General features: G+C 43.3%; 10 protein-coding genes. 9 read left to right on the top strand and 1 reads right to left on the bottom strand.

What is annotated here, in order from left to right; all coding sequences use genetic code 11:
* Positions 1-4 precede the first annotated feature (4 nt).
* From F597_RS0113630 to F597_RS0113605, 6 genes are read left to right on the top strand one after another with little or no spacing between them, the layout of a single operon-like run.
* Complete coding sequence (locus F597_RS0113630) at positions 5-1,036, top strand: hypothetical protein (protein ID WP_019540311.1); 1,032 nt, start codon at positions 5-7, stop codon at positions 1,034-1,036.
* Positions 1,033-2,223, top strand: coding sequence for a nucleoside hydrolase (locus F597_RS0113625; RefSeq protein WP_026327463.1), 1,191 nt, complete (start codon positions 1,033-1,035; stop codon positions 2,221-2,223). The genes F597_RS0113630 and F597_RS0113625 overlap by 4 nt, the downstream gene beginning before the upstream one ends.
* Before the next feature lie 17 nt (positions 2,224-2,240).
* Positions 2,241-3,284, top strand: coding sequence for a nucleoside hydrolase (locus tag F597_RS0113620; protein WP_019540309.1), 1,044 nt, complete (start codon positions 2,241-2,243; stop codon positions 3,282-3,284).
* A gap of 39 nt (positions 3,285-3,323) precedes the next feature.
* On the top strand, positions 3,324-4,466 hold the full coding sequence (locus F597_RS0113615) for a glycoside hydrolase family protein (protein ID WP_019540308.1): 1,143 nt from the start codon (positions 3,324-3,326) through the stop codon (positions 4,464-4,466).
* Positions 4,467-4,476: 10 nt separating this feature from the next.
* Positions 4,477-5,403, top strand: coding sequence for a ribokinase (gene rbsK, locus F597_RS0113610; RefSeq protein ID WP_019540307.1), 927 nt, complete (start codon positions 4,477-4,479; stop codon positions 5,401-5,403).
* 14 nt (positions 5,404-5,417) lie between these two features.
* Positions 5,418-6,428, top strand: coding sequence for a GRP family sugar transporter (locus F597_RS0113605; RefSeq protein ID WP_019540306.1), 1,011 nt, complete (start codon positions 5,418-5,420; stop codon positions 6,426-6,428).
* A gap of 90 nt (positions 6,429-6,518) precedes the next feature.
* Here F597_RS0113605 and F597_RS20845 read toward each other — a convergent pair whose 3' ends face one another.
* Positions 6,519-7,208: a rhomboid family intramembrane serine protease gene (locus F597_RS20845; RefSeq protein ID WP_019540305.1), complete on the bottom strand. Its 690-nt coding sequence runs from the start codon at positions 7,206-7,208 to the stop codon at positions 6,519-6,521.
* A gap of 175 nt (positions 7,209-7,383) precedes the next feature.
* Between F597_RS20845 and F597_RS0113595 the strand changes: the two genes are divergently transcribed.
* The 3 genes from F597_RS0113595 to F597_RS0113585 all read left to right on the top strand — a co-directional run bounded on the left by F597_RS0113595 (position 7,384) and on the right by F597_RS0113585 (position 12,070).
* Positions 7,384-9,345: a glycogen debranching enzyme N-terminal domain-containing protein gene (locus F597_RS0113595; RefSeq protein ID WP_019540304.1), complete on the top strand. Its 1,962-nt coding sequence runs from the start codon at positions 7,384-7,386 to the stop codon at positions 9,343-9,345.
* A gap of 108 nt (positions 9,346-9,453) precedes the next feature.
* A complete protein-coding gene (locus tag F597_RS0113590) occupies positions 9,454-10,710 on the top strand; it encodes a glycosyltransferase family 4 protein (RefSeq protein ID WP_019540303.1) in 1,257 nt (418 codons plus the stop codon).
* Positions 10,711-10,732: 22 nt separating this feature from the next.
* The gene (locus F597_RS0113585) at positions 10,733-12,070 is read left to right on the top strand and encodes a glycoside hydrolase family 57 protein (protein ID WP_019540302.1); all 1,338 of its coding nucleotides are present in this window, start codon (positions 10,733-10,735) and stop codon (positions 12,068-12,070) included.
* The last annotated feature ends 1 nt before the right edge of the window (position 12,071 follow it).

Genomic DNA, 12,071 nt, shown 5'->3' with positions numbered 1-12,071 from the left:
CGGAATGAAATCATTTTTTATCTGTTTTATTGTAGTTCTGCTTTGGGGATGCCAAAGCAGAACTGATAGTGAGAGACCTCTTACTATTACCCCTCAAATCAGATATGAATTCAGTGGCGGTGCAGGGCATTACAACTATGCCCCCAGCGTCATACAGGATCAGTATGGGATCCGTTATGGATTTATATGTGAAAACCGTGATCCCTTCGAAATAGTGGATTATGTATACCTGTATAAGGGAATCCCTACTGCCGATGGCTATGTATGGCAACCCGGTACTCAGATTATTGCTCCCTCCGAAACAGGCTGGGACAACTGCCATATCTGTGATCCGGATGTCCGCGAGTTTAAAACCACATATAAGGGAGAGACTTACAATTGGATTATGACCTATTTAGGTGTTGACCAATGGGACAGTAAACATAATCAGATCGGACTGGCCATCTCCAAAAACATTGAAGGACCCTATATTAAATTCGATCGTAATCCTTTGATACCATACGAAGACAGAACAAAATGGGGAGTCGGGCAGAGTACGACAATTGTCAAGGATTCCACGACCATCCAATTATTCTATAGTTCCACGACCGAGAATGGCAGATTTTGCATGCGTGAAATCAAAATGAATGATCTGGATAACATCGTGATAGGAGAAGAGAAGCCGATCCGTTTTATGGGATCCAACAATTATCCGGCCATGTCTGATAAGAATATATATATGGTTTCCGAGATGCGTGTTGGTCCTATCGAGGAAATACCTACCTGGGTAGGCGATGTCTCTCGTTTAGCCTATATGCCAAGAACGGAAGATATGTTTTCCGAAGAGAATCGTTGGATAGAAATCGGACATGTCGGACCTGAAGAATCGGGTTTCCCGAGAAATCATAATCCCGGTATTCTGACCGATACCAAAGGATATATGCTGAATGATGACGAGCTCATAATGTATTTTACTCCGGCCATGACAGGAGAAAACTGGCTGTGGTCTTATGATCTGTATTCAGCAACATTTAATCTCAAAAGTTATTTTAAATGAGAAAAACTCTATTTCTAATGTTGTGTCTTGTGTATATCCTTGCCTTCCCTTTTGGGAAGACAAGGGCACAACGGCATAATATTCCTGTAGTGGTCATTACCGATTTATACCATCCTTATCAGGATCCGGGAGATAATATGGATCTTATCATGGGGTTCGGCTTACCGGATGTTGACCTGAAAGCTGTGCTTTTAGATATTACAGATGCTTTCAGAAAGGATACGGCCGACCATCCGACATTATGGAAAGATCCGAGAGGACCGAGAGAGGCCGGTATCATTCCGGTGGAACAACTAAACTATATTTTCAATAAAAAGATACCATATGCACTCGGCCCGTTATCCATGATGAAATCGGAAGAGGATAAGATGGAAGATTTACCTGATTATGAACAAGAAGCGATTTCATTGTTCATAAAAATATTAACAGAATGTGAAGAACCCGTTGAAATCCTTTCTTTTGGTTCGGCAAGAATACTGGCAGTAGCCTATAACCGCAATCCAGACCTGTTAAAAAAGAAAATAAGTAAAATCCATCTGAGTGCCGGGACGGCAAGTAAAAACCACGAATTAGGAAGCGACGAAGGAGCGAATGCCATTCCGGGAGGAGAATGGAACGTGGCCCTGGATGTATTTGCTTTTACCAGAATCTTACAATCCGATCTTCCGGTAGCTATCTATCCGTGTGCAGGTAAAGATGGAGGATTTATTAAAGATAAGAATAACACCTATTGGAGATTACCTGATATGGAATTTACCAAACAAATGGATCCCCGGTTACGACAATATCTGGACTTTGCTTTCAACCGGAAATTGCAATATGATTTTCTTCGGGCAATGGATGCTGCATATCCGGTAAATATAAATATTGACCAGTATCCAAAACCATTTCATGTATGGGAAAGTGCGATCTGGTTAAAAGCGACACAAAGGGAAATCGTGTGTACTCCCGGTGGGGAGTACTTCCTTATCAAAGAAGGGAATGTCAGGGAGGGCGACCGGATAATAAAGAACGAACTGCGCCGTTGTAATATCACCGAGATAAGAAATGACGGGCGCTTCCAGTTCTTATATACCGATAAGCCGTCTGAAAAAGAAATTTACTATCGCCCTGACCTTGAAGAGAACGAGAAAGCATTTCAGAAGGTGATTCCCGAACTATATATCTCTATTTCACCCAATCATTAACTCAAAAATATATATTTATGACCGACAACAAATTTCATGTAGTAAGCCTTTTATTACTGATCGCTTTGTCCGGCTGCACATCTAAAGACCGGAGTACACAAACTGTTTCAGATGCACAGAAAATTATCTTTGAAACGGATATCGGCAACGATGTGGATGATGCCTTAGCGCTGGATATGCTCTATAAATACATGGATGCAGGAGACATAAACTTGTTAGGGATTATGATCAACAAAGAAGGCATATATCCCCCTGAATATACGGACATTATGAATACCTGGTATGGTTATCCTGAAATTCCTGTTGGTATCATACACAATGGCGCAGACTGCGAGAATGATGCTACCAATTATGCCAAATGTGTATCCCTGATGAACAAAGAGAACGGGGAGCCGATATTTCACCGTTCCCTCAAAGACTATTCAACTCTACCGGAAGCGCATATGCTGTATCGTGAACTATTGGCTAAACAACCCGATAATTCCATTACAATTATCTCTGTAGGTTTCTCTACCAATCTGGCCCGTTTACTGGATACTCCCGGAGATGATTTTTCACCACTGACAGGAAAAGAGTTGGTTGCAAAGAAAGTGAAGCTATTATGCACCATGGCAGGATGCTTCAATAATCCGGATCTATATGAGTACAACATCGTGAAAGACATTCCAGCCGCAAAAAAGGTCTTTGCCGAATGGCCGACACGTGTGGTAACTTCCCCCTTTGAAGTGGGAATTGCAATCAACTATCCGGGCGCCAGCATTGAAAATGATTTCGGATGGGCACCGGCACACCCGATGGTAGAGGCTTATAAATGTTATCTGGAAATGCCTTATGACCGTCCTACCTGGGATCTGACTTCAGTATTATATTCAGTGGAAGGTCCCTCTTATTTCAATATTTCTCCTGCAGGCAAGATTGATGTAACGGATAAAGGAGCTACTACTTTTACAGCCGATGAGAAAGGTGATCGGTATTATTTAATGGTGGATTCCATTCAGGCTGAGAATATCAAGCAACATTTTATTGAATTGATCAGCCGGCAACCGGCCAATTTCAAATAAATATCCGGACACAAACACATCTCTAAAACAATAAGTAACATGATTAAATATTTCTTTCTACTCATCGGAATATGGTTTATATCTTCCTGTTCGGAAGGGGATCCTATTGAGCCACCTATTGACCCGCCGGGGCCGGGAAACCCGATTTCAGCTATAGCTACCCCGGAATTCGTATTCGGGTTTCAGGGGGAAAGCAGGTATTCTTATTGTCCAAGTGTATTGCAACAGGAAGACGGAAGTATTCACATGTTCTTCTGCGGAAATCCCAATAATCTGATCATGGTCGATAATATTTATCATATAAAGATCAATCCCGATGGTACGAAGACAGGTGCCAAAAGCGTCCTGCAGCCCGGAGTATCGGGTTCATGGGACGACCATCATACGTGTGATCCTTCGGTTATTGCCGGCGATTTCACCTGGGATGGTGTAACCTATAAATATGCCATGTTTTTCCTGGGCAATATGTATGGAGTATATTACAATGAAATCGGCGTAGCATTCAGTAACAAGCTGGATACGGACAGTTGGGTAAAATACCCGGAACAGATTGTAAAAAAGACATGGTCCACACCCGGGGATCAGAGTGTCGGCGGATCCGGTAAAGCATGGGGAGTAGGCCAACCATCTGTAGTATCTTTGGATGGAAAAGGCAAAGTACTACTGACATATACCGTCGGAGATATCGGCGGTACGCGGATTGTATGGTCGGAAGCGGATTTCAGCAATATGGATAACTATACGATAACTTCACCTCAAACTATCGTACAAAGCGGATTGAAAGCAATAGACAACCAAAGTGCGGATTACACATGCAACGCTGATTTTGCCATCAACAAAGAAGCCGACAAGATCATAATGATCCGTCCGGTACAACCCCATCCGACTGATTATCCGGCTTACCTGAACACCTCACTGGAAATCGATTACATGAATCTTTCCGATTTTATGAATCAAACAGGTAGCTGGAAACCTATATATCGCATTATACCGGAAGATACCGGATATCCGCGTAACCACAACGCAGCCCTATTGAGAGATAATCTGGGATACTTACAAGACTGGGAGAAACCAACATTTTACTTTACAGTCAGTAAAGCTGCTCCTGATGTACAACCTTCAGGCAATAACCATGCGGAATGGACATACCATATTTGGAAAAGTCAAATAGTTAAAGAATAATTTATATAATATGAGTAAGATAGTAGTGATTGGCAGTTCCAATACGGATTTAATCGCGAAAGTAAAAAAGTTTCCCAAGGCAGGTGAAACAATTAAGGGGGTCTCCTATCTCCAGGCGATGGGGGGCAAAGGAGCGAATCAGGCAGTGGCTGCACATCGGCTCGGGGGAACAGTGAAATTTGTAACCAGCCTGGGCAAAGATACCAATGGACTGAATTCTCTGGAATACTATAAGGAAGAGGGATTGGATGTCTCTCTATCTTTGATTGTCGAGGATACCTCTTCAGGAATAGCTATGATTTGGGTGGACGAGAAAGGAGAAAACAGCATTGTAATAATCTCAGGAGCGAATGAGATGCTTTCTGCCGGATATATCCGCGAAATCGAAAAAGAGATATTGGAGGCTGACTTGATTGTCCTGCAAATGGAGATCCCATACGACACGGTCAAAGTCATTTGCGACCTTGCCTATGAAAATAAGAAACAGATACTGTTAAACGTGGCGCCCGCGAGAAAGTTAGATGAGGATATCATTAAAAAGATAGATATTCTGATCGTAAACGAAACCGAAGCTGAAATCGTTTCAGGAGAAATAATAGAGCATATCGGTGAAGACGGAATTGTTGACAAATTATTGGCTTTGGGCGTAAAAACAGTTGTTTTGACATTGGGCAAACAAGGCTGCATAGTAAAAAACGACCAAATATATTTACAGATACCGGCTTTCTCTGTGGAAACAGTAGATACGACAGCAGCAGGCGACACGTTCTGCGGTGCTTTAGCCGCAGAACTAAGCAAAGGTCGCAGTTGGCATGAGACGCTTGAATTTGCATCCGCAGCAGCCGCCATTTGTGTCACACGTATGGGAGCACAGCCTTCTATACCGACAGAAACCGAAGTGCGTAATTTCTTAAAAATGAAAACAACAAACCATTAATTTATATTGAATTTATGTTTATCGTACAAAATTATCCGTTAGCAGTATTACTCTGCCTTATTACCATGCTTTGCTGGGGATCGTGGGGCAATACGCAAAAATTGGCCGCAAAGACATGGCGGTATGAACTGTTCTATTGGGATTACGTAATCGGTATTGTACTCCTTTCCCTTATTTTGGGATTCACGCTGGGAAGTATTGGCGAGCAGGGGCGCAGTTTTACCGACGATATCGTACAGGTAGATGCGAATAATTTCCGGAGTGCATTTGTAGGAGGTATTATTTTTAATGCATCCAATATATTATTGTCGGCTTCCATCTCATTGGCAGGAATGTCGGTCGCTTTTCCCGTGGGAGTGGGATTGGCACTTGTATTAGGTGTATTTATCAATTACTTCGGTGCACCGAAAGGCGACCCTGTCATCCTGTTTGCAGGTGTAGTCCTGATTGTTATTGCTATTATTCTGAACGGCCTTGCTTCAGGAAAAGTGGGTTCGGGAACGGAAGCAGGCAGGAACAAAAAGAAAGGGATTACTATTGCCATATGTGCCGGGATCCTGATGTCTTTCTTCTATCGGTTTGTCGCTTCTGCTATGGATCTGAATAACCTGGAGAACCCCACACCCGGGATGCTGACTCCCTACGGTGCATTCTTTATTTTCTCGTTAGGGATATTGGTAAGTAATTTCATATTCAACACCGTTGTCATGAAGAGACCCTTTATGGGAGAACCGGTGAGTTATTCCCAATATTTCAAAGGCAGCCTGGGTACACATTCAGTGGGAATTTTAGGTGGTATTATCTGGGGTGTGGGTACGGCTTTGAGCTATATTGCCGCAGGAAAAGCCGGTCCGGCCATTTCTTATGCTCTGGGGCAGGGTGCACCCATGATCGCCGCGTTATGGGGTGTATTCATATGGAAAGAGTTCAAAGGCGCTTCTAAGCCGGTAAATCTGTTACTGACGCTTATGTTTATCCTGTTTATCGCAGGATTGGCCATGATTGTCGTCTCCGGCGGAAGTTAGACGCAAGCAAAGTCTTTAAATAATCTATTTTGGGATGATGGTTCACTACGGGTTGAAGCCATCATCCTTTTTATTTTCCTACCCATCACATTAACACCCCGTCTCCCAGTCACCCCGTCTCTCCCCAGTCCCCTTATCCAACTCATCATTATCCTCCTCCCACACTACTTCTGGTTTCTGTGGCCCTTGTTTGCGGAAAACAATAGCAAAGATGAGACCGCTAATGGCACCCGACAGATGCCCTTCCCATGAAATTGAAGCATCCACCATCTCCGTGATGGGAAAAATACTCCAGATAGTGCTTCCATAAATAAATGCAACAATCAGGGAAACCGCGACCAAAGGGATATACTTCCTGAAAATTCCGCTAAAGAAGAGAAAGAAAAGGAGCCCAAACACAAGTCCGCTTGCACCCACATGATAAGAGCCGCGTCCGATGATCCATGTCAGAAATCCACTTGAAAGCCAGAGACAGATGAAAGCACCAAAAGCGATCTTACTGTAAAAATAGAACAAAAACCAGATCAATATCAGCAGAGGGAGCGTATTCGACAGCAAATGGGAAAAAGAGCTATGTATAAAAGGTGAAAAGATGATCCCCACCAAACCGTCAACAACTCCCGGCAATATCCCCAAACGTGAGAAGTCCCATGTAAACACCCCTGCATAGTCGACAATAAATGCCACCCAGACCAGGACGACAAACACAATGGCGGGCAGGAGAGCAAGCCGCGCCCGCTTCTTCTCTATATTGTACCATGATGAGTTATCGATATTCATTTTCTGGAATATACCCTCTTTTTCATCTGTTTTTTACAAATATACAAACTATTTTTTTCTCCCCCGCACAAGTGTAGAAAACCGAAAATTATTTATTCTTTGCTTGTAGATTAGATTTCATTTTATTATCTTTCGCAGGAATTAAGTGGCACATATTACCCTAAATTATACAACGATGAGTTACTTGAAATTTGACAAAGACCTGATGATTAACCTGGAGTATTCTCTATACCGAAATGTTTTGAGAACAAACCGAAGGGGAGCTTATCAGAATACATCCATATCCGGCTGCAATACAACCAAATACCAGGGGCTTCTTGTAATGCCCGTACCTTACCTTGACGATGAGAATCATCTCATCCTCTCCTCTTTTGATGAAACGGTAATACAGCACGGGGCAGAATTTAACCTCGGGATTCACCGCTATGCCGGCGACAATTACAACCCGAAGGGACACAAATATATCCGGGAGTTCAACTGCGACAGCGTACCCAAAACTATCTACCGTGTGGGAGGGGTAATCCTTTCGAAGGAAATCATGTTCTCCTCGAAAGAGAACCGATTGATGATCCGCTATACGCTTTTAGACGCCCATTCCCCTACTACCATCCGTTTTAAACCTTTCCTGGCTTTTAGAAAGATATCCCAACTCACACGGGAAAACGATCAGGTAGACAAATCCTACCGCGAAGTAGAAAACGGTATCAGTACCTGTATGTATTTCGGTTACCCCGAACTGTTCATGCAGTTCAATAAAAAACCGGAATTTGTCTATCATCCCGACTGGTATCGCGACATTGAGTATCTGCAAGATCTACAAAGCGGTGACACATTCCAGGAAGACCTTTATGTACCGGGCTACTTCGAAATGTCTATCACTAAAGGTGAAGAGATTATCTTCTCTACCGGAGATATTATGGTAGACACCTCTACCCTGGCAAAAGAGTTTGATTATGAAACACATAAGCGAACTCCACGCTCCAACTTCTATAACTGCCTCAAGAACTCAAGCCATCAGTTTTATTATATCCCTCAAAAGGATGAATATTACCTTCTGGCGGGATATCCCTGGTTCAAAGTGCGTGCCCGTGACCAGTTCATTGCTCTTCCCGGTTGTACACTTTCGGTAGATAAACCGCAGGATTTTGAACTGATGATGGATACAGCCATTCCTCACTTGCGGGATTTTATGAAGGACAAGCCATCGAAAAGCTATCTGAAGCAGATAGACGATCCCGACGTATTACTATGGGTGATATGGGCGCTTCAGCAGTTCTGGAAAGAGAAGAAGGATATTTTCCTGGAGAAATACAGTGATTTCATAAATGAAATCATTGATTATATAACCACAGGTAAGCATCCCAATCTGGTTCTGGATCAAGAGACCGAATTACTTTCCACCTACGGCCGTGATGTATCTGTCAGTTGGATGAATGCCTCCATCGACGGCAAACCGGCCGTACCCAGATCAGGCTATCTGGTAGAATTTAACGCACTCTGGTACAATGCGTTGAAATTCTCAGAAGAAATAGCCCGGACAAAAAATAAAGATAAAGTGGCATCTGATTTTGAAGAACGTGCACGCTTAGCGGGTAATTCTTTTAAAGAACTCTTCCTCAATCCTGCCGGCTATCTTTATGATTATGTCGACGGAAACTATAAAGATCCGGATGTACGCCCCAACATGCTCTTTGCCGTATCACTCCCTTATTCGCCTCTGGAAAGAGGACAAAAGAAATCAGTGATCGATTTTATCACCAAAGAACTGCTGGCCGCCTGTGGTATACGATCGCTTACCCCGAAAAGTGATAAATTCCGTCCCCATTACACAGGAACGGAGAATGAAAAAAAATTCGCCTATTTCAACGGGATGTCTTTCCCATGGTTATTCGCCCACTATATTGAAGCTTATTTAAACCTGTTCCATATGAGTGGATTATCTCTGGCAGACAGGATCATGGTAGAAATGGAGGGGCAGATGCAGAACGACTGTATCGGTAGTATCTCGGAATTCTATGATTCACACCCACCATTCATTGCCCATGGAGGATATTCCTTTGCCATGAGTGTAGGTGAGTTGCTGAGGGCACAACGGATTATCAGTAGGTATAGTACTGAATTGGAAAACGGGAGATAGGTTTTTAATGTGCCAATAAGAATAATATGCCAATGAGATTGATAGAGATTGATAGAGATCGAGAAGTTCAAAATCTTGAATTTTGAATTTTGAATTTAAAATAAATATATGAAAGCATTAATGTTTGGCTGGGAATTCCCGCCACATATACTTGGGGGATTAGGTACGGCAAGTTACGGACTCACACGGGGGATGGCAAAGCAGGAAGATCTGGAGACCATTTTCGTGATTCCCAAGCCCTGGGGTGATGAGGACCAGAGTTTTATGAAGATTATAGGAGCCAACAACACCCCTATTGTCTGGCGGGATGTACCATGGGAAACAGTAAAACCACGACTGGAAAAATTCATGGATCCCCAGGAATACTACCGGTTGCGGGACAATATTTACGCCGATTTCAACTATATGCATACAAACGACCTGGGATGCATCGAATTCTCAGGCAGGTATCCGAACAATATCCTGGAAGAAACCAATAACTATTCTATCGTGGCAGGAGTGATTGCCCGTACCTATGATTTTGATATCATCCATTCGCATGACTGGCTCACCTACCCTGCGGGACTCCATGCAAAAAGTGTTACCGGTAAACCATTGGTGATTCATGTACACGCCACTGAATTCGATCGCAGCAGGGGCAAGCCCAATCCGATGGTGTATGGAATTGAAAAAGACGGAATGGATAACTGCAATCACATTATCTGTGTGAGCGATCTGACGCGGCGTACAGTCATTGAAAACTATCATCAGCCTCACTGGAAAGTAACCACTGTTCATAATGCCGTAGAACCGCTTAGTCCTGAAATAGAAGCTATTGAACGAATTTCCGGTGTTTCAGAGAAAGTGGTTACCTTTTTAGGACGCATCACCATGCAGAAAGGACCCGAATTCTTCGTAGACGCCGCTACACAGGTAATTAAAAAGACCGATCATATCCGTTTTGTGATGGCGGGCAGCGGTGATATGATGGATCAGATGATCCGTCTGGTGGCCGACCGTGGTATCGCACATAAATTTCATTTTACCGGCTTCCTTCGTGGTAAACAGGTATATGAAATGCTGAAGTCGAGCGATGTTTATGTAATGCCTTCCGTATCGGAACCCTTTGGGATATCGCCTCTCGAGGCAATGCAATGCGGTGTACCCAGTATTATCTCTTACCAGTCTGGTTGTTCAGAAATCCTTAATAATGTCATCAAGACCGATTATTGGGACGTGGATGCGATGGCTGATGCAATCTACTCAATATGTACCTACCCTGCAATGGCAGAGCACCTGAAAGTAGAAGGAAAGATAGAAGTAGACAATATAAAATGGGAAGATGCCGGATTAAAAGTCCGCCGGATTTACGACAGCCTTATGTAAAATCAAGAAACAAACAAGAAATATGAAGACAATTTGCATTTATTTCCAGCTCCATCAACCATTCCGGTTAAAGAGATACCGCTTTTTCAATATCGGCAGGGATCATTACTATTTCGATGACTATGCCAACGAAGATATACTGCAACAGATTGCTACCCGATCGTACGTCCCTGCCAACCGCATGTTGCTCGATCTGGTCAATCAATATAAGGGAAAATTCAAAGTGGCTTTTTCTATCTCGGGTGTAGCCTTAGAACAACTCGAAATTTATGCACCGGAGGTGATAGACGGTTTTCGCGAACTGGCCAAAACCGGAAGTGTAGAATTTCTGACGGAAACCTATGCCCATTCACTGGCCAGCCTTTACGACCCTGAAGAGTTCCGCAATCAGGTAAAACATCATTCCGATAGGATGGAGATGCTTTTTGAACAGAAGCCGACCGTTCTCCGTAATACGGAACTGATCTACTCCGATGAGATTGCTGAGATGGTATATGATATGGGATATTCGAAAATGATCACCGAAGGTGCCAAACATATATTGGGATGGAAGAGTCCTAATTATGTCTATCAGGCAGCCACACAACCAAAACTGAAATTGTTGCTCAAAAACAGTCGTTTCAGCGATGACATAGCCTATCGTTTTTCGAATTATAGCTGGAATGAGTATCCGCTGACGGCAGAGAAGTTTATCTCATGGATAGCCGGTACTCCTGCCGAAGAAGAGGTGGTTAACCTCTTTATGAACTATGAAACACTCGGCAACCTCCAACCATCATACACCGGTATTTTCGAATTCTTTAAAGCAATGCCCCGCTTTGCTTTTGAGAACGGGATCGGATTCTCCACACCCGGCGAGGCATTAGACTCCCATGAACCTATTGGGATCATGAACGTGCCCAATCCTATCTCCTGGACGGATGAGGAGCGTGACCTGAGTGCATGGGTAGGCAATAAACTCCAAAAGAGCGCACTGCAATCATTGTATGAAGTAGGTGAAAGGGTTCGTTTGTGTACCGACCGCCGGCTCAAACAGGATTGGATCTATCTGCAGACCAGCGACCATTTCCATTATATGTCTACCAAACATTTCGGAAGCGGACAAAGCCAGTTTAGCCCCTATATGTCGCCTTATGACGCTTTCAACAATTATATGAATGTGCTGAGCGACTTCATTGGCCGTGTAAAGGCACAGTATCCCGATACGGTGGATAACGAAGAGTTGAACGCACTTCTTACCACCATCCATAATCAGGAAATGGAGATCAAACGTCTTCAGTCGGAATTGAAAAAGGTGATCGGAACCAACGAGGAACTATTAGTGGAAAAGAACCCAAAAGTACAAAAAGCAGAGAAGTAAA

The organism is Proteiniphilum acetatigenes DSM 18083 (assembly GCF_000380985.1).
Taxonomy (GTDB): Bacteria; Bacteroidota; Bacteroidia; order Bacteroidales; family Dysgonomonadaceae; genus Proteiniphilum; species Proteiniphilum acetatigenes.
This window is presented reverse-complemented; position numbering and strand designations above follow the sequence as displayed.